The following is a 22,423-nucleotide window of genomic DNA, read 5'->3' on the forward strand; positions in this document are numbered from 1 at the left end:
CGTCTAGCCGCGCTCGGGCGGCACCGACGACAATTCAAACGGACTGCTGCTGCGCCGCTGGTTGCGATCTTCCCGCGGTGTGGCGCCGAAGAAGTTGCGGTAGGCACTGGAGAAATGCGGCCCCGAGGAGAAGCCGCACGACAGGCCGATCTGGATGATCGACTTGCTGGTTTGCATCAACATCTGCCGGGCCTTGTTCAGGCGCAGTTCCAGGTAGTACTGGCTCGGCACGCGGTTGAGGTACTGCTTGAAGATCCGCTCCAACTGCCGACGGGATACGCACACATGCTGGGCGATTTCGTCGGTGGTCAGCGGCTCTTCGATGTTGGCTTCCATCAGCAACACGGCTTGCGTGAGCTTCGGATGACTGGAGCCGAGACGGTTCTGCAACGGAATACGCTGACGCTCGCCGCCCTCGCGGATGCGCTCGACCACCAGTTCTTCCGACACCGCACCGGCCAGTTCCGCGCCGTGGTCACGGGCCAGCACTGCCAGCAACAAATCGAGCACCGACATGCCGCCGCATGCGGTCAGGCGATCGCGATCCCAATCGAACAGATGACTGGTGGCGATGACTTTCGGGAAGCGTTCGGCGAAATCGTCCTGCCAGCGCCAGTGCACGGCGGCGCGATAACCATCGAGCAACCCCAGTTGCGCCAACGGATATACACCGGCCGACAGACCACCGATCACACAACCGGCACGCACCAGTTGCTTGAGCGCGCTGCTCAGTGGCGAGGCCAGCGAAGTTGGCGGCTCATCGGCAAGCAGGAACAGTTTCTGGAAGTTCTCGAGCTTGCCGGCCCACGGTTCGCCGGGTAATTGCCAGGCGCCTTCGACGGGCGGCTCGGCCTGCAAGAACGACAGTTCGTAAACCACGTCCGGGTGCACCCGCTGAGCAACACGCAAGGCCTCCTCCGCCAGCGCCAGCGTCAACGCTTTAGTGCTGGGCCAAATCAGGAAACCAATTCGATGGGCAGTCATGGGCGGGCAATCCGAAACGAGGAACGGTGATGAAGGCAAGGGCCAATGCTAGCCCGAAAATGAACACAAATCTTGAGTCTGACGGAGATCACCTGTAGGAGCTGTCGAGTGAAACGAGGCTGCGATCTTTTGATTTTGGTTTTTGAAGATCAAAAGATCGCAGCCTGCGGGAGCTCTTACAGGGGAACCCGGTCGGCGAAGCATGCACTATTCCGGTGCATACCGGCAGTCCTGATTACTTGAGGCTACCCGAGAGGAACTGTTGCAGGCGCTCCGACTGCGGATTAACCAGCACTTCGCGCGGGTTGCCGCTTTCTTCAACAACACCTTTGTGCAGGAACACCAACTGGTTCGACACTTCACGGGCAAAGCCCATTTCGTGCGTCACCACAACCATGGTGCGGCCTTCCTGAGCCAGCGCCTGCATCACCTTGAGCACGTCACCGACCAGTTCCGGGTCAAGCGCCGAAGTCGGTTCGTCGAACAGCATCACTTCCGGCTCCATCGCCAGCGCACGGGCAATCGCCACACGCTGCTGCTCGCCACCGGACATGTGCCCCGGGAACGCATCCTTACGATGAGCCACGCCAACCTTGTTCAGGTAGTGCTCGGCTTTCTCGCGGGCTTCAGCCTTGGACACGCCCAGTACGTGGACCGGCGCTTCCATGATGTTTTCAATCGCGGTCATGTGCGACCACAGGTTGAAATGCTGGAACACCATCGACAGACGCGAACGCATGCGCTGCAGCTGTTTCGGATCAGCGGCTTTCAGCGCGCCGTCCTTGTTGGCCACCAGTTTCAGCTCTTCGTTATTGAGCAGAATCTTGCCCGCGTGCGGCTGCTCAAGCAGGTTGATGCAACGCAGGAAAGTACTTTTGCCGGAGCCACTGGAGCCGATGATGCTGATCACATCGCCGGCTGCCGCTTTCAGGGAAACACCCTTGAGCACTTCGTGACTGCCATAGCGTTTATGCAGGTCTTGGACTTCAAGTTTGTACATGCGGTCGGTTCTCACAAAAACAGTCAGTCAGTCGTTGAGCAAGCGTCCGTGACGCAGCGCTTCGCGCCCCGCCACCTTGGCCAGCCAGAAACCGGGTTGGGCATAGCGCAGCCGTTCAATGGCAAACAGCACCCCGGACGTACCAGCACATACCGTGCTGACCCGATCGGACACAGGGTCGATCACTTCAAAAATCTCGTCCCCGGCCTCGACCCACTCGCCGGGTTTACGCAGAAAACTCACCACGCCAGGGTGCGGCGCGAGCAGCAATTCGGTGCCTTCGAACGGCATGCCTTCGCACGGCTCGTTGGCTGGATCGGGCCACTCGCCGGTAATCAAACCTTGCTCGGCGAGGAACGCCAGAATGCCTTCAGCATACGCCTCGGCCTCGGCACGGCCAGTGTCAGCCTGACCGCCCAGCTCGATGGTCGTCGCCAGGCACGCCAGCGGAATCTGCGCATCCGGGAACTGCCGCGACAGACGCAGCCACGGCAGTGAGCACGCTTCATCAAAAGAGCTGCCGCCGGAATCTTCCGCCAGCAAGCCAACCTTCACATTCAGGTGCGCGGCCAGCGAACGCCACTGCGGCCAGTGCTGCGGCAGCGCATACAGGTGCAGCGCGGCTTCGGCGTCGCAGTGCAAGTCGAGCACCACGTCGGCGGTGCAGGCATGACTGAGCAAAACGCGCTGCATGCCTTGCAACTGGCTGCTCGCTGGCGGCAATGCGGCCAAGTGATCAGCCATCGCCTGACGGATCAGACGAATGTTGGCGTGCGGATCATCACCGAGACTGTCGGCCAACGCTGCCGCTACCGGCGCGCTCAGCTCAACGAAATCACGGTTGAAATTCTTGCCGCTGCCCGCCTCGAAACGGCCCTGGAAATTGCCTTGCAGCAATTGCCCAAGACCCAACGGATTGGCCACCGGCACCAGTTCGATCACACCGTTGAGCAGGCCTTTGGCTTCGAGTTCGCCCAAGCGCTTTTTCAGCTCCCAGGCGGTACGCATGCCCGGCAATTCGTCAGCGTGCAGGCTGGCCTGAATGTAGGCCTTGCGCTCACCGCTACCGAAACGGAAGACCGAAATCTTGCGCTCGCTGCCTAAGTGGCTCCACGGCAAAACGTGGTCGATGCGTTCCATATCAGTGCTTCCGCGGAGCGAGGTAGCTCAACCAGCGACGCTCGGCCAGCTTGAACAGCTTGACCAGAATGAAGGTCAGGCACAGATAGAACACGCCAGCGGTGATGTACGCCTCGAACGGCAGGTAGTACTGCGCGTTGACGGTACGGGCCGCGCCGGTGATGTCGATCAAGGTCACGATGGACGCCAGACTGGTGGTTTGCAGCATCATGATCACTTCGTTGCTGTACTGCGGCAGCGCCCGGCGCAGGGCCGACGGCAGCAAGATGCGCTTGTACAGTTTGAAGCGCGACATGCCCATGGCCTTGGCCGCTTCGATCTCACCGTTCGGCGTGGCCTTGAGGCTGCCTGCGATGATTTCCGCGGTGTAGGCGCTGGTGTTGACCGCGAAGGCCAGGCACGCACAGAACGTGGCGCTGGACAGCCACGGCCAGAGGAAGCTTTCACGTACGGCTTCGAACTGCGCCAGACCGTAGTAGATCAGGAACAGTTGAACCAGCATCGGCGTGCCGCGAATCACGTAGGTGTACAACCACGCGGCGCCGTTGACGATCGGGTTCTTCGAGACGCGCATCAGGCCCAGCGGCAGTGCCGCCAGCAGACCGAAAAACAGCGACAGCGCGAGCAATTTGAGGGTAGTCACCAGGCCGCCGAGGTACAGCGGCAGAGCCTCCCAAATGACGTTGTAGTCGAAGATCATAGATCAGCCGCCCTTACGCCTACCGAGTAGCGCTTCTCAAGTTGACGCAGGATCAGCAACGAAACGCTGGTGATCACCAGGTACATCGCCGCCACTGCGAGGAAGAAGGTAAAAGGCTCGCGAGTGGCGTCTGCCGCCTGCTTGGCCTTGAACATCATGTCTTGCAGACCGACCACGGAAATCAGCGCGGTGGCCTTGGTCAGTACCAGCCAGTTGTTGGTGAAGCCGGGAATCGCCAGACGAATCATCTGCGGCACCATCACCCGGAAGAACACCTGAAAACTGCTCATGCCATACGCCATGCCTGCTTCGGCCTGACCTTTCGGAATGGCCATGAACGCACCCCGGAAGGTTTCCGACAGGTACGCACCGAAGATGAAACCCAGGGTGCCGATACCGGCGGCCAACGGGTTCAGGTCGATGTAGTCGTCATAGCCGAGCATCGGTGCAACGCGGTTGAGCAAGTCCTGACCGCCGTAGAAGATCAGCAGGATCAGCACCAGATCGGGAATCCCGCGGATCACCGTGGAATACAGATCGCCCAGCCACGCCAGCCAGCGCACCGGCGACAGGCGCAGCGCGACACCGATCAGCCCCAGAACGATGGCCAGAGCCATGGACGACAAGGCGAGCTGAAGCGTCAGCCATGCGCCATCGAGGATGACAGCCCCGTAGCCTTTCAACATGATTCAGGTCCTCGAAAGTTGGGATGAAAAAATGGCGCAAACCGCAGAGATTCTGTTGCTTGCGCCATTTCGGACTTGTCGCAGAGACGTCTTACTTGCCGTAGATATCGAAGGCGAAGTACTTGTCCTGGATAGCTTTGTATTTGCCGTTTTCGCGAATGGCCGCGATGGCGGTGCTGATCTTGTCTTTCAGGGCGTCGCCCTTGCGGACTGCGATGCCTACGCCGTCGCCGAAGTATTTGACGTCGGTGAATGCCGGGCCAACGAAGGCGAAACCTTTGCCAGCGTCGGTTTTCAGGAAACCGTCATCCAACAGCGTAGCGTCAGCCACGGTGCCGTCGAGGCGACCGGCAGCCACGTCGAGGTAGATTTCGTTCTGCGAACCGTATGGCTTGATCTCGGCACCCAGCGGGGCCAAGACTTCGCGAGCGAAACGCTCGTGGATCGAACCACGTTGCACGCCGATGTTCTTGCCCTTCAGCTCAGCCAGACCTTCGCTGACCTGAGTGCCGGCCTTCATGACCAGACGAGCCGGGGTGTTGTAGTACTTGTTGGTGAAGTCCACGGACTTCTTGCGATCTTCAGTGATCGACATGGACGACAGGATCGCGTCGATCTTGCGCACTTTCAGTGCTGGGATCAGACCGTCGAACTCTTGCTCGACCCATACACACTTGACCTGCATCTGCTCGCACAGCGCGTTGCCGATGTCGTAGTCGAAACCAACGATGCTGCCATCCGGCGCTTTCGATGCGAACGGAGGGTAAGCCGCTTCGATACCGATCTTCAGAGGTTTTTCATCCGCGAAGGAATTCAGCGACAGCACGGACAGTGCCAGGGCGCCAAGCAGCACAAGTTTCTTCATCTTGGGACTCCATCGGTAAAGGGCAAAAACGGCAGAGTGAGCAACAGCCCAATATGCGAATGGTGAATCGGAAATCGGTTGCTGCATCGGTGGGAAATTTCCTATTGAAACCGTCGGAGGTTTCAACGTAAGCAACGATGAGCGAGTGATCGGCATTCTAACGACAGGCCCGAAGCCGATATTTCTTCAATGCGACAACTAATTACAGATGCACAGAGAAAGCGACTTGAGCACATTGACAGCCCTGCAAATTCATGCAAGAGCGAAAGATTGTTAACCGATCTATGCTGCAAATTGCGGGCCTATTATTCGCAAACCCTTCTAATCCGGCAAGCGCAGCGTTGTGTCTTATTTTTCACTAGGCGTTTTAAGGCGCTAAAACGGGGCGATGCGTTTCCCTTTGCCCCGGTTTGGCGCGGGCGGTTACACATTCGGTTACGTGGAAGGCAGGAGGTAACAGCGGGAAATGCCCTACGGCTGAAATCGATAATTATTGGTTGGGTGAGTCCGCGTTCCGACAGCGGACTACCTCGGCGTCCGACAAATTGCCTTCGCGAGCAGGCTCGCTCCCACAGGGATCTGCATTTTGTCTGAAGGTACTCGGTCAAACTGTGGGAGTGAGCCTGCTCGCGAAGGGGCCGGCCCGATCGACACAAATCCACCAGACACAAAAAAGCCCCGCCCGGCAAAACCGGACAGGGCTCCTATGCTTCTAACGCTTAAGCAACATTCATGGTCTTGTGCGTATCAATCAAATGCTGCACCACACCCGGGTCCGCCAGGGTCGAAATATCCCCCAACCCATCATATTCAGCGGTCGCGATCTTGCGCAGAATGCGGCGCATGATCTTGCCCGAACGGGTCTTCGGCAGCCCCGGCGCCCACTGGATCACGTCCGGCGAAGCAATCGGCCCGATCTCTTTACGCACCCAGTTTTTCAACTCCAGACGCAACTGCTCGCTCGGCTCCTCGCCATTCTTCAACGTGACATAGACATAAATGCCCTGTCCCTTGATGTCATGCGGCACACCGACGACCGCTGCTTCGGCGACTTTCGGGTGAGCAACCATCGCGCTTTCGATCTCGGCCGTGCCCATACGGTGGCCAGACACGTTAAGCACGTCATCCACACGCCCGGTGATCCAGTAGTAACCATCGGCGTCACGCCGCGCGCCGTCACCGGTGAAATACATGCCACGGAACGTCTTGAAGTAGGTGTCGACGAAACGGTCATGGTCGCCATACAGCGTGCGCGCCTGACCCGGCCACGAATCGAGAATCACCAGATTGCCTTCAGCCTCGCCCTCAATAATGTTACCGAGGTTGTCGACCAGCGCCGGCACCACACCGAAGAACGGCCGTGCCGCCGAACCCGGTTTCAGCGCATGGGCGCCCGGCAACGGACTCATCATGTTGCCGCCCGTCTCGGTCTGCCACCAGGTATCAACGATCGGGCAACGCGACTTGCCGACATTCTTGTAGTACCAGTCCCAGGCTTCCGGGTTGATCGGCTCACCGACCGAACCGAGCAGACGCAGGCTGCTGCCGTCCGCGCCTTCAACAGCAGCGGTGCCGGACGCCATCATCGCGCGGATCGCAGTCGGCGCGGTGTAGAGGATGTTGACCTTGTGCTTGTCGACGATCTTCGCCACCCGGGTGATGTCCGGATAGTTCGGCACGCCTTCGAACAGCAGCGTGGTCGCGCCATTGGCCAGCGGGCCGTAGACGATATAACTGTGGCCGGTGACCCAGCCGACGTCGGCGGTGCACCAGTAGACTTCGCCCGGGCGGTAATCGAAAACGCGCTCGTGAGTCATCGCCGCATACAGCAGATACCCGCCGGTGGTGTGCTGCACACCCTTCGGCTTGCCGGTCGAGCCGGAGGTATAAAGGATGAACAGCGCTTCTTCAGCGCCCATCTCTTTCGGCGCGCACACGGTGCCCGCCACTTTCATCAGGTCTTCGTACCAGATGTCGCGATGCTGGTTCCACTTGATGTCGCCACCGGTGCGCTTGCACACGATGACTTTCTGGATGCTGCTGGTTTCCGGGTTGGTCAGCGCGTCGTCGACGTTAGCCTTGAGCGGAATCTTCTTGCCAGCACGAATGCCTTCGTCAGCGGTAATCACAACTTTCGATTTGCAGTCGATGATGCGACCGGCCAGGGCTTCCGGCGAGAAACCACCGAACACCACCGAGTGAATCGCGCCGATCCGGGTGCAGGCCAGCATGGCGACCACGGCTTCGGGAATCATCGGCATATAGATAGTCACCACGTCACCGCGGTGTACGTCCTGACCACGCAGGGCGTTGGCGAGTTTGCACACTTGCTCGTGCAGTTCGCGGTAGGTGATGTTGCGGCTCTCGGCAGGATCGTCACCTTCCCAGATGATCGCGACTTGATCGCCGCGCTCGGCCAGATGACGGTCAAGGCAGTTGTAGGAAACGTTCAAGGTGCCGTCGGCGAACCACTTGATGTCGACATGGTGATCGTCGAAAGAAGTCTGCTTCACCGTGGTGAAAGGCTTGATCCAGTCAAGACGCTTGGCTTGCTCGCGCCAGAAGCCGTCAGGGTTGACGACCGACTGCTGGTACATGGCTTTGTAGGTCGCCTCATCAGTCAGCGTATTAGCCAGAACCTCGGGACGAACGGGATACAGAGAAGCCGCACTCATCTTTCCTACCTCGGTGTAATAGTTGTTTTTGTATGACCCCGTTGTAGCCGGAGCGGCCCCATAGAACCATTCGACGATGGTAGTAACAAGCCCCTACAAGTCGTGGCGTTACCGGACCAAAACCCTCAACCCCAAGCCCCACGGCCCTTGTAGGAGCTGCCGAAGGCTGCGATCTTTTGATCTTCCGGCGATTGTTACCAAATCTGCCAAAGGTGTTTATCAAAACCCGCTCTGTTTACCCCCGCCCCACCTCCCTAAAATTCACCTCGCCGACAAGGCAAAGCGATTAACAACGTTACAGCCCCCACGAAGGCCGTTAATCCCGCTCTCCAAGTAATGAAACAAAGCACTGAAGTTCCACACGCAACCCCAAAAAGGTTGCGTGACCCCACTCGACCTCAAAAAGGTACATTTGAAATGAAAGCTTTATTGGTTCTGGCCCTCAGCAGTCTGTGCGCAACCGCCATGGCAAACGAGGGCCCGACTGATGTCGCACAGCAACAACCGGCTATTGAGGAGTACACCTACTCCACCCACCTGGACATCGCCAAAGTTGTTTCCATGAGCGAAGTGCCAAACGTCTGCGAAGTGGTTCCGATGAAAATGGAATACGACGACTCCACAGGCCAGCGTCACATCCTGCGTTACAGCGTCATGGGCAACGGTTGCACCAATTGATGAGCTCAGACTGCACCGAATTGGATCTCTCAGCGCATCAATGAGGGTCGATTCCAGCCCGACTTCGGTCGGGCTCAGTTGTGTCTGGAACCGTCAAAAATGCTTGCAAAACACTAGATGTAGTGAAAAACGCGATTTTTTGTTTATTTTTTGAGCAAATCCACAAATACGAAATTTCTTCGAAAAAAAATCTTTCCCCGGCAAAGCCCTGTAAACCAACGCTCTCACTGAAAAACCACCCTCCCCGACCGCTCCATGCGCGGATTCGCCTCAGCACGGCCCGTTTTTTTTCCCTATAATGCCGCCCTAATCGGGACAGCAATATTCCCTTACAGGGATGAACAGCCAATCTGAAGCCCCGCAGCAGCGTTCAACGCGAGCTGCGCCCGTCAGAGGCTCTCGGAACCCCGTACAAAATTCTGTTTTATTGCCTGCCTTAGCTGCTGCAAAAAACGATTCCTTAAGATCCAACGCGGTCTGTACGACCGTGTGAAAAACCAACCAATCAGGTTTCACACGGGGCGACAGGCCCTCACGCAGGAGACGACACGTCATGCTGAGCTGGGACGAATTCGACAAAGAAGACAGTGAAGTAGCAGCAGTGAAAGGCGCCAACGCCGGCCACGCTACTGAAGCCAACATGGACCGCCTCGACAACGCTGGCGGCGCCGCAGCGCTGGAAGCCCGCGCCGTCACCGCCGCTGACTCGGCCGCCGTGGCCCGCGCCAAGGCTGCACTGAACTCCCTCGACGTCGCCGAAGGCCTCGCCGAACTCGAAGGCGCCTCCGCCCGTGTCGCCGTTGACGAAAAGCGCATGATCAACTGCCGCGCCGACCTCAACCAACTCGTGCCATTCAAGTACGACTGGGCCTGGCAGAAGTACCTGGACGGTTGCGCAAACCACTGGATGCCGCAAGAAGTCAACATGACCGCCGACATCGCCCTCTGGAAAGACCCGGAAGGCCTGACCGACGACGAGCGCCGCATCGTGATGCGCAACCTCGGCTTCTTCTCCACCGCCGACTCCCTGGTTGCCAACAACCTGGTGCTGGCCGTGTACCGCCTGATCACCAACCCGGAATGCCGCCAGTACATCCTGCGCCAGGCGTTCGAAGAGGCGATCCACACCCACGCCTACCAGTACTGCATCGAATCGCTGGCCATGGATGAAGGCGAGATCTTCAACATGTACCACGAGATCCCATCGGTCGCGAAAAAAGCCACCTGGGGCCTGAAATACACCCGCTCGATCTCCGATCCGAAGTTCGAAACCGGCACCGTCGAAACCGACAAAGAGTTGCTGCGCAACCTGATCGCCTACTACTGCGTTCTGGAAGGCATCTTCTTCTACTGCGGCTTCACCCAGATCCTCTCCATGGGCCGCCGCAACAAAATGACCGGCGTCGCCGAGCAGTTCCAATACATCCTGCGCGACGAATCCATGCACCTGAACTTCGGCATCGACGTGATCAACCAGATCAAAATCGAAAACCCACACCTGTGGGACGCCGAGATGAAGGAAGAAGCGACCCAGATGATCCTGCAGGGTACGCAGCTGGAGATCGAATACGCCCGCGACACCATGCCTCGCGGCGTACTGGGCATGAACGCAGCGATGATGGAGGACTACCTGAAGTTCATCGCTAACCGTCGTTTGAGCCAGATTGGTTTGAAGGAAGAGTACCCAGGGACGACTAACCCGTTCCCTTGGATGAGCGAGATTATGGACTTGAAGAAAGAGAAGAATTTCTTTGAGACTCGCGTGATCGAATACCAAACTGGTGGGGCGTTGAGCTGGGACTAATAGTTTCGCTCCCCACTTGTCACGATGCTCTGACACGATGTCAAGATGACTTGCATTTTTCATCCCAGTTGTGAATTGATTTCATTCGTGTTGTTTAATTACACCAGACTGGAGCAACAGCCTCGAAAGCCATCCAAGCCTACGAAGCATTGGATGGCTGCCCCCAAACTTAGCTTCTAAAATCGCGCCACAATCACTTGGGGATGCGGGGTAAACACAAGATCTGCAGCTACAAACATTGGGTGGTGTCGGAGTAGAAGTTAGGCAATTGACGCGAACTGTGTGGACTTTTACACTGAGCGAGCTAGCCGAGGGTAACGCGGGCAAAAGCCTCCCCCCACGGACAACGGAAAAAACTTGTTCAGCCAGCCTGGAAACTCCAGTAACCAGAGCTGAATACATGGAAACCACCTACGCTGTTATGGCGTAGGTGGTTTTTTTGTTTATAGCCTCAGCTAATGACTTCCCGGCCCACTAGAAAGTCGGTCTTCCGCCAACAGGCTTCTCCCTTTAATTACCTCGGACACCGGGAATAACGAAAGTATTACCCGAAGCTCCCGCGCTGTAATTTTCGTCAGAAAATTTGAAGGCTAGTGAGCTAAGTCACTCCCATACTATCAGCGGAAGCTGACTGAATCGTCGAGATACCGCGAACCATTTTGAATCCCAAGTTAACGACGAACGGATCACCCAACCAAATAATCTCCATAGCATATAGAGTAGAATCCATCCGTTTTGATTAAGACACGATCTTTGGAGCTTTTACTGATGTTTGCTAATGATCCGATCTCTAAAACAATTCGGAGCTTTCCTCACGCCGAAATTGAAGGCCCAAACTTTGTTGCAACGATTACATCGCTGGCAACTGGCGATACAAACCGAGCAGCCTTAATAGAATGCGTTTTCGCGTTGCGTCATTTTTTACTGGCAGCTAGAGACATTGAAATCAAACACATTCACATGATGTGTCCACCGTCCATTACCGGAAAAAGCCATTGGCTATTGGAAGAACTCATCAGCATCACCCTCCTCGGCGAGGTTGTTGCAGAGAACGAGGGCATTATCTACCAGACTTGTTCGTCAGTTTATAAAATTGGTAAATTTGATCATGACCATCCACCGAAAGGCCACGTCATCTACTCGGCTGAAATGCTTAATTTTCATGTACCGATTCGCTCTACCAACCACTCTGAATTTACTTACCCGAAGCTGATAGGTCCACTAGACTGACTGAAACAGTAGTGATCTGAGCCTTACTTTTCTGCTGATCGGCACAAGAAATCTCTATAGCGTATAGAGATTTTCGACCCACCAAGGCCTTATCGTTCCTTTTGCGGGAAAGCAAATGGAACTCAGAGAATCATTTGGGGAAACAGTCAGATCCATTCGCCGGGATAAAGGTCTTCCCCAAGGCGCCATCGGGGCGAATCAGGGCTATGTGAGTGAAGTAGAAAATGGGCTGAAATCACCAACGCTGCAGAAAATTGTTGAGATTGCCAGTAATTTAGGAGTGCATCCGCTTACGCTTCTAGCCGTCGCTTTCGAAAAAATGGGAACTGAAACAGCTGAAAAGCTTTTGGCTGATGTGGCTTCAGAAGTAAACTCACTGAAAAATTTACGCTCACCTAACAAGGCTAAATAATTTGCTTTATATAGTCCGTTCAGGCTGCCTGAGTTTTTCATCCATTTCGGTGACAAGAACTCCTCGCTGAGTAAACGGGCCTGCTACATCAAAGCTTCGAAAGCGCCCCCCCCCCCCTGTGATATAAAATAGCACCAGGAGGATTTTTTGCAGCGCCAAAAAGGCTCATAACGACACATATTTCACCTTAACGATATTCCAAGTTCGCAGCTTACATACCAATCATCGACTATATCTCACCTCACGTATTGACGCATTGAATTGAGGCCGCTATCCAAAGCATCACTGTTAGTGATTAGTGACGGTAAGTTGAGGGGATTATCATAATGAGTGATTTACGACTGGCGTATCCTCATAATGGAATCTGTGATCGCTTGTGCATTTCCGTCCAGCACTTCCATGGCCGACATTGCATGAGCGGCGACGCTGCCCACCCCATTTTCTGATAGCCACCTGGTGACTTCTTCTATCGCCGCACTCTGAGCGCGTTGATTGTGCAGCAGCAATGTCGAAGCATCCGCCGTGGAGATCTGGTAGTCCGAGTCATTTAACATGCTGGTCGTCCTTGATGAATGATGCTTAAACCTAGCCTATATTGGTGTTTACAGCTGCTCTGTGCCCTCCCCACAGCCTATTGCATACAATCCGACCAATCTCACCCGCCAATTTTGAGTTGGATACATGCCCAGGCTACGCCCTCACTGCGTAGCCGATTGCTGACTGTCTGGGAGCAAGGCAATCGACCCAAAAGGTTTGTAGTCGCCGGCCAATATGCAATCGCCACGAATAAGTGTGCCGTTTACTCATGCCCCCTCCCAAGATTAGGTAGCCCATAAGGGTTCAACTCAGGGTGTAGCTGAGTCGCTCGACATGGGTGTCAGAACTATCGCGCCGTCGATTACATCAACCGTCAACACGTCACCGATGCTCAGTCCTAAACTGGCGAGTAGATCGGACGGAAAATCAATGATGAAATCACCACTTCCATCCGCATGGTCTTGGCACTTCACTATCCAGCGCTGGTCTTCGGTCATGACGTACTCACATTTATGTATTAGCGGGATACTCATTATGCTCAGAATAACTTTACTGTTTGAAGCGTGCTGCGGTCGGCTGAGGGTGCTCTCTATCCATTTCCTGCCCATGGAGACCGGTGAAAACGCCCCATCGGAGCGGTATGAGAAACTGACAGGAGCAGCAGTCCATTACGACTACTAATTAAAGTTCTCTGATACCAACGTGCTCATCGACGTACCCTACCTATTACATTTGAGCAAAGTTCGCAGTGCGCCATCGCAGAATTAAAGCGTCAGCAATTCAGCGCAAGGAATGCGAAGAAGGCCAGAGGACAAATCAGACAACTTGCGAAGAATTTTTCAAGACATAGCTTCACTTAAACGATTAACCAACCTTATCCTTTGATGCTAATATTAATTCCTGATTAAATCGGTCTCGCGCACCCAAGCAAAAAAATACTTTGTCTTTAATGGAAACGATGAATTTAAGATGAATTTGGTCAAAACATCGAAACAAAAAAGTCAAAAAACCGGCGCCAGTAACTATTAGAAATGCAGCCGATCAGCAAACCTTTTCCATATTATTCAACCTGATCAACTCGTCACGAGACTTTCAAAATCTTGCTTTTTTTATTCACTCAGACTATACGCAAAACCTTTTTTTCCTTAGCATTGTTAGCGGCACTTCAATCAACATGAGCTACTGAATAAGACGCGTTGTAGAACCCCAAAAAATTGAAGAGAAACATCCCAATACGGGTTGATCTGGACCAACTTCTAGTGAGAATCGAACATGACTGTGCAAGATGAATTGACCAGACGCCGTAGCTGGGAACTACTTTTACTGCGGGCGGCCAGCAGCATTTCCTTGACAGAAAGCCAGTACGAGACAATCGAGGAAAGATATTCGCAACTGCAAAAGATTCTATCCGCATCAACGAATCCTCTGCTTCAGGGCGCCCATATTTTCCCACAAGGCTCAATGCGCTTAAGAACCACTATCAATCCAGTCAAAGATGCTCCCAAAGATCTGGGAACGATCGATGCGGATGCAATCGTCTGGCTGCCGAATGCAGGTGGAACGAATGCGACGACGGTACTCAACGTGATCGAGGAGCGTTTCCGTGAAGGCAGCCGCGTCCAGTCCGAAATTGTTCAGCTACGTCGCGGTATCCGAATAGAATACGCTGACGAAAACCCAGGATTCCACATTGACATCACCCCGGCCCGGGCAGTGAGAGGAAATGGTGAAAGTGACGGGCAAGGTAATCTTGAAGTGCCCGATCGTGAAATCGGTTGGAAGGCCAGTAGCCCAATTCCGTATGCGGATTGGCTGCACGACGCGTCTGAGAAACAGATTTCGCTTGCGCTCGCCAAAAGCTTGGTAACAGCCTGCGAAGGCTTCGAAATGATGAGGGATTCCGCGACCCAAGAGCCTCTCCCTTCCTACCAAGATTACGACACGCTCGATCCTCTACGTGCCACTATCAAACTCCTTAAACGGCACCGTGATGAGTGGGCGATTGAGACCCGGAATGAAGACCATCGGCCTATTTCTGCCGTAATCACAACCCTTGCGACTCATGCCTACCTTAAAGTAGTTCAAGAGTCCAAGTTCACTCCACTTACTCCTATCGATGCCATTATCAAAATCGTCGAGAAAATTCCCGAAGAGATCACAGTTTTCGGCGGACAGTATCAGGTCCTGAATCCAAAGGATCATGAGGAAAATTTTGCTGAAAAATGGAACAGACCTCTTGAGGGGAAAAAATACCAATTGGCTTTCGCCAACTGGCATGCAAGCGCAACTGTTGCCTTCAAACTCGGGTTGCAGAGCCACGAAAGCGCTGACGCATTCGCCCAGCTGATGAAAAAAAGTTTTGGGGTCGGCCTGGGCTTGATTGCTGATGTCAATAACGCAATCCCCGCTCATTGGACGATGGCTGGCCGAAAAGCTGGCATGACCAGAAACGTCTTATCCGCCACCGCCATTTTTGGTGGCTCGAGTCACGCAACCTCTCAAACAAATGTGAAACCAGTTGAACGCCTCGGTTAGTCCCACGCTGAGCCCTTTGGTGGAGCGAGGTATCGCAGCCCTTCAAGCCTTTATTGGCGAAGAAGCCGCTACCTCTCTCCTGCGGCCGACGACGCGTAAGCAAGGGGAAGCTGCGAGCTTCTTGCTCCCTCTCCCCCTCGACTACACCGGTGTGGAGCGGCAACTGCGTATCGCTTTTCCACACCGGTTTCCTTTGATCTCACTGCAAATTCGGGTGGAGCCATCTCCGTGGCTGGAATGGCCCCACGCAATGAAATCTGGACTCTGCCTGCATGGCTTCCGTGAAAAACCTATTACCGGCACACCGGAGACAGTGGTTCAGGACAGCCTTTTACGCTTCGGCACTATCCTCAGCTTCGTCATAATGGACTCCGATCCTGCATTGAGAGATGCCGAGTTCCGCCGGGAATTCACCTCGTATTGGAACATGCAACTGAGTGCTTCCCCACAAGATACCTTGCTGCTGGAGCGGCCTGGATCTGCTTCCGAGCTATTTGCGATCAGCGACCCGCGACCTACGCGGCGTACGCGTACTGCATGGCTCGCACCCAGTGTGGAGCCACTTCGAGCACATATCAAACGGACCGTTGGGCGACACGCAATAATTCGGTCTCCCGCAGTTGCCGGTTTCTACGTGAAATTATTGACGTATCCGGACCTGCGATTTCCAGACCCTGAACATTTGCTTGACTGGCTCACTCCCCACTTCAGTCACGACGACCGCAAAAAATTTATTACGTGGTTCTCCGGGAAGGGGTCGTTGGCAAACCGCTGGATATTACTAGAGCTCCCTGGGCCGGCAGGGGCACCATTGTATTGCCTGGACGTCCGCTCCTACAGCAGACAGCCAGATCAGGGACGCTGGTATGGGTTTCGTTCCGCCCGCCGATGGTCCGGCAAAAACCAACCGTCTCACACCCCGGCGCTAGTGCGAGGAGCCATTCTGAATGTGCTGGATCGAAACGATATCCTTTCACGCGACCTTAGCGGGACGGCGGAATATCTAGAGAACGCGCGGGTGATCATGGTCGGTGTAGGCTCACTTGGGAGCACAGTGGCTTTACAACTGGCAAGATCGGGTGTGGGAGAAATCATATTGATCGATCCTGATACTTTAGAGTCTGCCAATTTGGGACGACACGTATTGGGCGCCGACGATCTTGCCCGATCAAAAGCCCGTGCTCTCGCGGAGAGAATCACTCACGATCTGCCAACCGTTAAAGTCGTCCCCTACCAGAGCTTCGTCGAGTTGATGCTTCTTGAAAAACCCGCACTCTTTGAAGGTGCCAATCTGGTGATAGTTACGACCGCCGACTGGTCATCGGAAGTCGCACTGTGGCGTCATAAGACGGGAGACACACGCTGGGGGTTGCTCCAAGCCTGGAGTGAGCCCCACTCCTTCGTTGGGCATGCGCTCCTAGCCCTGGATGGGGTAGCTGATGGACGCCCCCTATTTGACGACACTGGTAATTTCAAATTGAAGTATACCGAGTGGCCGAACGGTGGTGGAGTCGTCCCACTCCCGGCCTGTGGTCAAACCTTTATTCCCGGAGGAGCCTCAGGCATGGGCAACGTCGCATCTATGGTGACACAAGTTGCGCTGCGCACGCTGACGGGACAAATTGACTGTCCGACATGGACGACATCCATTTATCGGCCGCAGGATGTTACCAAACATGATGGCATTTACTCCGGGACAAAGATAGAACCTGGCGTCCAACACATCGTTCTTGAACGAGAGTGGCCGTCCGTGACGGATGAGGATCAATGACCGCCATAGCCTGGACCTGGCAATGGCGTAGCATCGACTTACGCCTATCTGTTTCACAAGCCTCCGCCGAGATGCTCGATCAATACCGGCAACGGTCGTGGAAAACTGAACGAGGTGGGCAGTTGTTTGTTGACTTGAGCAATCCGCATGGATTGATCATGAGCTTAGCGACCCCACCTCATACCAAAGACCGCGCTGGCTGGACCTGGCTGGAACTCGATGCCGAACGCTGCCAACATGAAATTGTAAAGGCCAACGCTGCGGGTCTTCGCCTCATAGGTTACTGGCATACTCACCCACAGACGATTCCAGAGATATCCCCCACGGATATCGCAAGCTTTACAAAGTTCGCAATGCGCTACGCACTCGTGCTGCCCCATCCTATCGCCGTAATCGTGGGCCAGTCGTCAAAACCCGACGGGATCAAAGCTTGGCTGTTCCGGGATGGCGCATGCATAGAGGCTACCCTGACTAGCTAAACGCCCTTTTCTGCCCTACGGAGCAACATCAAATCAAATAGCTCAGCCTGATAGCGAGCGTCGTCCAACGCGTTATGAGTCGGAGTGGTCCGCGGGAGCAAATTCGCGTTCATATGCGATGATTTAGTCTGGCTCCATTCAAGATTGAAAGCCCCCATGTAGAACGCCTTAATATCGAGGGCGGCAAATCCGAAAGGGTTCTCGCCCAGATACCTGTGAAAATAGTAGTTCACAAACGACCAATCAAAAGGAGCATTCAGACCTACAAAAATGGGTTTTCGGTCGGTTCGTCCCACGATCGATATCCAAGCGGCAAGCGTTTGCATAGCCTCCCTTGGAGCGAGCCCGGCGATAGCCAACGCCCCTAGATCTAAACCCGTTACCTCAACAGCTTCTGGATCATGTTTGGGGCTGTCAGGCTTAAGTTCAAGATAGATGGCCTGCTCTGGCTCGCCGACCAGACAAGCGCCAATAGACAGCATACTGTACTCTCCGGGAATAGGCCCGGACGCTTCGATATCAACAGATATGTAACGCTCTTCACTGCTCATTTCCATTCTCCTGATAAGAAGCTCACAAAGTGGGCCGAAAATTGCGACTCGGCTTTCCGTCTTTCAGCAAGTCGACTACCTACTCTTTTGATTTCTACAAATTCTCCCATGCGGAAATCCTTGCAAATAATCACTTGGTAACGCGCTTTAAGATTGCGAACCGGTAGCGTTTTGGCTACTGAAAAGATTTAAATTGCCTTAATACGCAAACATACCCAGGGCTTCGAGCAACGCCAATACTCAAGTGACCCGCTCACTTTTGAGCTCAACGCTTGCAACACGATCGCCACCTTCGGGAACTGAGCTGCCTAGTAACTTTCCACACGCAGCAGCTCTCGACCGGACAAAGGCTAAAACGACCCCATAGTCATCTAGACGCAAAATAAGTCCCTCTCCCGCCTTTCATAATGTCCTAATGGCAAAAACGGTGGATTTAATCCAAGCGATTCAGGATCATGTCCATAATTGCATATTGCCATACTCGCTCCCACGTCTCAGTTAGCAGGAACAGACGATGATAAAGGAAGAATTGCTCAGTTGGGGTCGAAAGCTTGTCGACTGGTACGTCCGCCCAAAAAATATAGGTGTTTTTCTTATCAGCTATGGGGCGCTGGTGATAGGCGCTTCGCTAGCGGGCGGCTTTGTTGGGAAAATAAAGTACGCCAGCGAGTCGGCACAATTACAAGCCAACGTTGACACGACAGGCGGTCCAGCCAGCTGGATGACAATCGCTGCGTTCGTCGTGGGCGCTCTGATGATTGTGGGAGGGGTCGCGCTCAACCTGCACGACCGCAAACAACTAGCTCGGCGCCGCGTCTTGTTACTGGAGCAAAAAGGTCTGTTCAAAATTGATAGTCCGCTGGATGCCATCGTCAAGGCTCTCATCGGCGGTACGGTTGAGACCATTTTTGTGGACATTCGCGAAGGCGTCACAGAAGGTCGTATTACTCATCCAGAAGTCGCCCTGCAAAAAGTGGTCGATGGCCGGGGCGATCTGGTGCGTCGCCTGGACGGTCAAAACAAAAACGACATCGAGATTGTTTATGGAGGATTGCTTGCTGTGCCCTTCACTTTTCTCACCGGGTGCCTTTTGGACGATGAGGGGGGTGGAATCAAAATCTTTGACTGGGATCGCCTCGGGATCGGTCAATGGCGCCTGATTGAAAACGGTGTGGATGATGGCAAACGCTTGCAAACTGTAAGTACGCTTCAAGGGATAGCTGAGGAGGTAGTAATGGCGCTTTCCATATCGTACCCAGTGGATGAGGCTGGCATCGCTAAAACCTTCCCAGGGCTACCGGTCATCCACATGAAAATGTCGGAGCTCTCATCAAATGCGCACTGGTCGTTGGAAAAACAAGGCGCATGGGCAGAGCAATTTCTTCAGGAACTGAAAAAGCTTTCAGGACACAGCGTCAAGACAATTCATCTCATCATCGCTGCCCCTAATAGCGTGGTATTTAATTTGGGCCGGGTATACGACAGACGCTTACTTCCCCCGGCAATTATCTATCAATACGAACGCTCGTGCGCTCCCGTTTATCCTTGGGGTGTGGCTCTCCCGCTTCACGAGGGCAATCAGCCAGCGATCGTGTATAGGCCCGTCCCTTTCAATGCTTAAGAGCGCACGAGCCAGGAAAAACTGGGCATTTCTGATCACTAGACAGTGAAAACTTTAACTCGCATTTATGGGCCCTAGCCAAGGATCTCCAAACTCACAAGAGGTCCAGGGCATCTACCAGAGTCGCGTTAAACAAACTGCCGCGCTTGTCACTGCTTTATGCAAGGAGCGCCGACGCCTTGGCTTGCAAAGCCTATTTGAGGTTGCCAGACATGGCAGCAAGGTTGTTCAAATCATCTCGCGCGTAAATTTGCAAATTGCCCCGGCCCCCATCACCGACAAATGGCTGTTGAATCGGACACCATGAAACAAGCCCCATGTACAGGTGGCTTCAACCATAGCCAAATAACTCTCCCTATCAATAGATGAGCTGGAAAAACCAACTATGCGAGCAGCAAAACTTATCAAGCTGGGCAAACATATAGTGACCTGGATGAAAACAAGAAGCTTTTCTCCGCCCTCCTTCACGGCATTCGTGTTAGCGCACAAAGAGTTAATCACAGTTACTTCAGAGGCGCTGGCCGCCTTAGGTATTATTGCGGCGGGAACAAGCTTTACATATGACTCTTGGAAGGCGCGTCAAGCTTCACTCACTGCCGCGATCATCTATAGCACCCCCTCGCATATTTCATTACTGGTGAGCAATGACGGCGGACAAGACCTGGTTGTTCAACGGGTTACGCTGCATTCGGGCGAAGATATTAAAAGCAATGTTGAAATAGACCAAAAAGGATTATTGGTCGAAAAAGGGAAATCAAGCATCCTTTCATCGAGCCGGTCTAAACTGAACAGCACCGTTCAATATAAGAAACCAGAAAAAGAGGAGACCTCAATCGCTGACTCAATATCAACGGATTGTGAAGCGAGGATTGAATATATTGTAGCTGGCGAAGACACCAAAACTTCCCTTGCTAAATTTCAGTGCCATGCGGCTACATTGCTTGACGAAGAAGAACTAATGAATCTCCAAAAAATGTATAACTTACGCAACCCTCCGACAGCGTATTAAATTCCTTAATAAAAAAAACCTAATCAACACACACATCAAATTATCGATCCTGCAGCAGAAAATTTTTACGCATCAACAGCTAGACCATCTCAAACCAACCATTTACTTCTTCAAAGCCGCTCATGAAAGCACTAAAACAATGGATAATACGCACTTACTCAACTACTTCCACCCCCCAACGCCTGCATGGGCTCGCGATGCTGACTTTTATCGCGGGACAATTGTTGGCGCGTAAGTTCGGTGACTTAATCTCGGACATTACCACGACACTGGCAATGGCATTGATTGTCAGCGGCTTTGTCATTTGGTGCTTCCCAGCGGCTCGCTGGCTATATGGCGCATGGGAGAGGCCATTCGCAAAGACCCCTATTGTGCTGCTGCATATTTTTGTATTGCTTTTGGCCACAGTTCTCGCGCGCTCCATGGTTGCCGATGCGCTAGCTTTACCGCCGCAGTCCTTTGATGCGACGGTTGGTTTTCTTGTCATAATGTTTTATCTGCCAGCATGGATGCTGGTTGCAGCATTGGTCCTCGCGTTGGCTGGCGTCATTATGATAGCGATCCCACTCCTGCTGCTGCCAGCGCAAAGCGTGCTGCAAAATCTGGTGATCCTGATACGGGCTTTTGGCGGACAAGTGACGCTGCGCCGGACTCGTACCAGTGTACTACTCCACGGTTTAGGTGCCTTTATTGCCAGCGTGGTATTGCTCAAAATTTACACGCACTGGTCAATACACTATCAACCACAACTATATCCTCTAGTTCGCCTGATTGCCTTTAAAAGCGACTTCCACGCAGCACCGCTTTATCCTGGAGTTGAACCCGGCGAGATGATCCACCCCTTGGAAAATGGGTTTGCCGCGTTTGCCCGAGTCCAAGCGGATGAAAGCATCGTAATCACAGTACGTGCCCAAGAGAACTCAGCAGAGCAACGCCAGATCGGAGGACCGATTCCCTCTTCCAAACAAGTAATGCGACAACTGATTGAGCACCTTCGTCCAACACTGGAGACTGTACCCATAATTGAGGAACCGATTAATAATCCATCATCTTCCTAAAAATTTTCAGGAGCACAGGAGACGTCGGTCGCAAGGGAGGCAGGGAAAGTTTCAACGCGCTTCGCTTGGTAATTTCTCGAGTCACTTACGCGTCTTGGCGAGCCTTGAGCCATTGAGTGGTCAACTGGGCTCAGCACTGACAAGGCGCATGGACATCATCCCAGCCAAAAGCGGGCTGCAAACTTTCCTGGATATAAAGATGGCTTGTGCCTGTTTTGCAAACGGCTGGAACAACGGCGCTTTGTCTGGCTGCAAGCAACCAGCGGCAGCGTTTCGATGACATCCGGAGCATGACGACATGGCTGAATGGCATGGATCCATGTGGCATTTGGGCGCGTGAATCAGTGGTTTAAACGGATTTAGGTTTGAGTTGCAACGCGATGTAGCTCGGACGCTTACTTTTTAGAGATGGCGGCATACGCCTCGTAACGATAAACAGTAATCGATGGCGGCGCGTTGATACCTATTTTGACATGGCGCCCAACGAAGCCGAAAACTGTCACGATAATATGGTCGCCGACTGTAATGGATTCGTTAAGTGAGCGCGAAAATACGAGCATGGTTTTGCGCTTGCATGTGGAAGGATTATCGTGTTCTTTCGATGAGGTTCTTTTGCATTTGCTCTTTTTGATAGTCATAGCGTCATGAATTTGCATGCGAAGCCTGAAAACCACCTTGCTTTCTGAGA

At 53.7% G+C, this 22,423-nt stretch carries 21 protein-coding genes; 10 read left to right on the forward strand and 11 right to left on the reverse strand.

Annotated features, from left to right (window positions below):
- Nucleotides 1-3: 3 nt before the first annotated feature.
- From ACA074_RS20640 to acs, 7 genes are all read right to left on the reverse strand, one after another.
- Nucleotides 4-984 carry a GlxA family transcriptional regulator gene (locus tag ACA074_RS20640; RefSeq protein ID WP_187679284.1) on the reverse strand — a complete coding sequence of 327 codons (981 nt, stop codon included), beginning with the start codon at nt 982-984 and terminating at the stop codon, nt 4-6.
- A gap of 235 nt (nt 985-1,219) precedes the next feature.
- The gene (locus ACA074_RS20645) at nt 1,220-1,984 is read right to left on the reverse strand and encodes an ABC transporter ATP-binding protein (RefSeq protein ID WP_102354226.1); all 765 of its coding nucleotides are present in this window, start codon (nt 1,982-1,984) and stop codon (nt 1,220-1,222) included.
- A gap of 27 nt (nt 1,985-2,011) precedes the next feature.
- Nucleotides 2,012-3,124, reverse strand: a complete 1,113-nt coding sequence (locus ACA074_RS20650; RefSeq protein ID WP_497657936.1) for a M14 family metallopeptidase — start codon at nt 3,122-3,124, stop codon at nt 2,012-2,014.
- A gap of 1 nt (nt 3,125) precedes the next feature.
- A complete protein-coding gene (locus ACA074_RS20655; RefSeq protein ID WP_187679286.1) occupies nt 3,126-3,824 on the reverse strand; it encodes an ABC transporter permease in 699 nt (232 codons plus the stop codon).
- A complete protein-coding gene (locus ACA074_RS20660; protein WP_007912702.1) occupies nt 3,821-4,510 on the reverse strand; it encodes an ABC transporter permease in 690 nt (229 codons plus the stop codon). The genes ACA074_RS20655 and ACA074_RS20660 overlap by 4 nt, the downstream gene beginning before the upstream one ends.
- A 91-nt stretch (nt 4,511-4,601) precedes the next feature.
- Entirely contained in the window at nt 4,602-5,375 is a 774-nt protein-coding gene (locus ACA074_RS20665; RefSeq protein ID WP_489878941.1) for an ABC transporter substrate-binding protein, read from the reverse strand.
- Nucleotides 5,376-6,094: 719 nt separating this feature from the next.
- Nucleotides 6,095-8,050 (reverse strand): acetate--CoA ligase, encoded by a 1,956-nt coding sequence (gene acs / locus ACA074_RS20670; protein ID WP_489878940.1) that lies wholly within the window; start codon nt 8,048-8,050, stop codon nt 6,095-6,097.
- A gap of 417 nt (nt 8,051-8,467) precedes the next feature.
- On the opposite strand from acs, the gene ACA074_RS20675 reads away from it, so the two are divergent.
- The 4 genes from ACA074_RS20675 (at nt 8,468) to ACA074_RS20690 (ending at nt 12,174) form a co-directional block, all read left to right on the forward strand.
- Nucleotides 8,468-8,728 (forward strand): DUF2790 domain-containing protein, encoded by a 261-nt coding sequence (locus tag ACA074_RS20675; protein WP_445181286.1) that lies wholly within the window; start codon nt 8,468-8,470, stop codon nt 8,726-8,728.
- Nucleotides 8,729-9,281: 553 nt separating this feature from the next.
- Nucleotides 9,282-10,532 carry a ribonucleotide-diphosphate reductase subunit beta gene (locus ACA074_RS20680; protein ID WP_187679290.1) on the forward strand — a complete coding sequence of 417 codons (1,251 nt, stop codon included), beginning with the start codon at nt 9,282-9,284 and terminating at the stop codon, nt 10,530-10,532.
- 768 nt (nt 10,533-11,300) lie between these two features.
- On the forward strand, nt 11,301-11,762 hold the full coding sequence (locus tag ACA074_RS20685; protein WP_497677687.1) for a hypothetical protein: 462 nt from the start codon (nt 11,301-11,303) through the stop codon (nt 11,760-11,762).
- A 115-nt stretch (nt 11,763-11,877) separates the two neighbouring features.
- Nucleotides 11,878-12,174, forward strand: a complete 297-nt coding sequence (locus tag ACA074_RS20690; protein ID WP_497677688.1) for a helix-turn-helix domain-containing protein — start codon at nt 11,878-11,880, stop codon at nt 12,172-12,174.
- A gap of 335 nt (nt 12,175-12,509) precedes the next feature.
- Here ACA074_RS20690 and ACA074_RS20695 read toward each other — a convergent pair whose 3' ends face one another.
- The gene (locus ACA074_RS20695) at nt 12,510-12,728 is read right to left on the reverse strand and encodes a hypothetical protein (protein WP_497677689.1); all 219 of its coding nucleotides are present in this window, start codon (nt 12,726-12,728) and stop codon (nt 12,510-12,512) included.
- A gap of 291 nt (nt 12,729-13,019) precedes the next feature.
- Nucleotides 13,020-13,208 (reverse strand): AbrB/MazE/SpoVT family DNA-binding domain-containing protein, encoded by a 189-nt coding sequence (locus ACA074_RS20700; RefSeq protein WP_497677690.1) that lies wholly within the window; start codon nt 13,206-13,208, stop codon nt 13,020-13,022.
- A 775-nt stretch (nt 13,209-13,983) separates the two neighbouring features.
- On the opposite strand from ACA074_RS20700, the gene ACA074_RS20705 reads away from it, so the two are divergent.
- From ACA074_RS20705 to ACA074_RS20715, 3 genes are read left to right on the forward strand one after another with little or no spacing between them, the layout of a single operon-like run.
- The gene (locus ACA074_RS20705; protein WP_497677691.1) at nt 13,984-15,246 is read left to right on the forward strand and encodes a nucleotidyltransferase domain-containing protein; all 1,263 of its coding nucleotides are present in this window, start codon (nt 13,984-13,986) and stop codon (nt 15,244-15,246) included.
- Nucleotides 15,230-17,017 (forward strand): ThiF family adenylyltransferase, encoded by a 1,788-nt coding sequence (locus ACA074_RS20710; protein WP_497677692.1) that lies wholly within the window; start codon nt 15,230-15,232, stop codon nt 17,015-17,017. The genes ACA074_RS20705 and ACA074_RS20710 overlap by 17 nt, the downstream gene beginning before the upstream one ends.
- Nucleotides 17,014-17,496 (forward strand): Mov34/MPN/PAD-1 family protein, encoded by a 483-nt coding sequence (locus ACA074_RS20715; RefSeq protein ID WP_497677693.1) that lies wholly within the window; start codon nt 17,014-17,016, stop codon nt 17,494-17,496. The genes ACA074_RS20710 and ACA074_RS20715 overlap by 4 nt, the downstream gene beginning before the upstream one ends.
- Here ACA074_RS20715 and ACA074_RS20720 read toward each other — a convergent pair.
- On the reverse strand, nt 17,493-18,047 hold the full coding sequence (locus ACA074_RS20720) for a 3'-5' exonuclease (protein ID WP_497677694.1): 555 nt from the start codon (nt 18,045-18,047) through the stop codon (nt 17,493-17,495). The genes ACA074_RS20715 and ACA074_RS20720 overlap by 4 nt on opposite strands.
- 514 nt (nt 18,048-18,561) lie before the next feature.
- Here ACA074_RS20720 and ACA074_RS20725 point away from each other — a divergent pair.
- The 3 genes from ACA074_RS20725 (at nt 18,562) to ACA074_RS20735 (ending at nt 21,735) form a co-directional block, all read left to right on the forward strand.
- The gene (locus tag ACA074_RS20725) at nt 18,562-19,668 is read left to right on the forward strand and encodes an SAVED domain-containing protein (protein ID WP_497677695.1); all 1,107 of its coding nucleotides are present in this window, start codon (nt 18,562-18,564) and stop codon (nt 19,666-19,668) included.
- A 385-nt stretch (nt 19,669-20,053) separates the two neighbouring features.
- Complete coding sequence (locus tag ACA074_RS20730) at nt 20,054-20,677, forward strand: hypothetical protein (protein WP_497677696.1); 624 nt, start codon at nt 20,054-20,056, stop codon at nt 20,675-20,677.
- A gap of 197 nt (nt 20,678-20,874) precedes the next feature.
- Entirely contained in the window at nt 20,875-21,735 is an 861-nt protein-coding gene (locus tag ACA074_RS20735) for a hypothetical protein (RefSeq protein ID WP_497677697.1), read from the forward strand.
- 395 nt (nt 21,736-22,130) lie between these two features.
- Here the strand turns inward: ACA074_RS20735 and ACA074_RS20740 are convergent, their stop codons facing one another.
- Nucleotides 22,131-22,391 (reverse strand): carbon storage regulator, encoded by a 261-nt coding sequence (locus ACA074_RS20740; protein WP_497677698.1) that lies wholly within the window; start codon nt 22,389-22,391, stop codon nt 22,131-22,133.
- Between the last annotated feature and the right edge of the window lie 32 nt (nt 22,392-22,423).

This window comes from Pseudomonas sp. LBUM1655, from assembly GCF_059716085.1.

Bases quoted from the DNA above. Each gene is read 5' to 3' on its own strand.
- ACA074_RS20660 (WP_007912702.1), bottom strand. From the start codon at position 4,510: ATGTTGAAAGGCTACGGGGCTGTCATCCTCGATGGCGCATGGCTGACG.
- ACA074_RS20640 (WP_187679284.1), bottom strand. From the start codon at position 984: ATGACTGCCCATCGAATTGGTTTCCTGATTTGGCCCAGCACTAAAGCG.
- ACA074_RS20725 (WP_497677695.1), top strand. From the start codon at position 18,562: ATGATAAAGGAAGAATTGCTCAGTTGGGGTCGAAAGCTTGTCGACTGG.
- ACA074_RS20645 (WP_102354226.1), bottom strand. From the start codon at position 1,984: ATGTACAAACTTGAAGTCCAAGACCTGCATAAACGCTATGGCAGTCAC.
- ACA074_RS20700 (WP_497677690.1), bottom strand. From the start codon at position 13,208: ATGACCGAAGACCAGCGCTGGATAGTGAAGTGCCAAGACCATGCGGAT.
- ACA074_RS20690 (WP_497677688.1), top strand. From the start codon at position 11,878: ATGGAACTCAGAGAATCATTTGGGGAAACAGTCAGATCCATTCGCCGG.
- ACA074_RS20695 (WP_497677689.1), bottom strand. From the start codon at position 12,728: ATGTTAAATGACTCGGACTACCAGATCTCCACGGCGGATGCTTCGACA.
- ACA074_RS20715 (WP_497677693.1), top strand. From the start codon at position 17,014: ATGACCGCCATAGCCTGGACCTGGCAATGGCGTAGCATCGACTTACGC.
- acs (WP_489878940.1), bottom strand. From the start codon at position 8,050: ATGAGTGCGGCTTCTCTGTATCCCGTTCGTCCCGAGGTTCTGGCTAAT.
- ACA074_RS20665 (WP_489878941.1), bottom strand. From the start codon at position 5,375: ATGAAGAAACTTGTGCTGCTTGGCGCCCTGGCACTGTCCGTGCTGTCG.
- ACA074_RS20650 (WP_497657936.1), bottom strand. From the start codon at position 3,124: ATGGAACGCATCGACCACGTTTTGCCGTGGAGCCACTTAGGCAGCGAG.
- ACA074_RS20675 (WP_445181286.1), top strand. From the start codon at position 8,468: ATGAAAGCTTTATTGGTTCTGGCCCTCAGCAGTCTGTGCGCAACCGCC.
- ACA074_RS20705 (WP_497677691.1), top strand. From the start codon at position 13,984: ATGACTGTGCAAGATGAATTGACCAGACGCCGTAGCTGGGAACTACTT.
- ACA074_RS20655 (WP_187679286.1), bottom strand. From the start codon at position 3,824: ATGATCTTCGACTACAACGTCATTTGGGAGGCTCTGCCGCTGTACCTC.
- ACA074_RS20685 (WP_497677687.1), top strand. From the start codon at position 11,301: ATGTTTGCTAATGATCCGATCTCTAAAACAATTCGGAGCTTTCCTCAC.
- ACA074_RS20735 (WP_497677697.1), top strand. From the start codon at position 20,875: ATGCTGACTTTTATCGCGGGACAATTGTTGGCGCGTAAGTTCGGTGAC.
- ACA074_RS20680 (WP_187679290.1), top strand. From the start codon at position 9,282: ATGCTGAGCTGGGACGAATTCGACAAAGAAGACAGTGAAGTAGCAGCA.
- ACA074_RS20740 (WP_497677698.1), bottom strand. From the start codon at position 22,391: ATGCAAATTCATGACGCTATGACTATCAAAAAGAGCAAATGCAAAAGA.
- ACA074_RS20730 (WP_497677696.1), top strand. From the start codon at position 20,054: ATGCGAGCAGCAAAACTTATCAAGCTGGGCAAACATATAGTGACCTGG.
- ACA074_RS20720 (WP_497677694.1), bottom strand. From the start codon at position 18,047: ATGAGCAGTGAAGAGCGTTACATATCTGTTGATATCGAAGCGTCCGGG.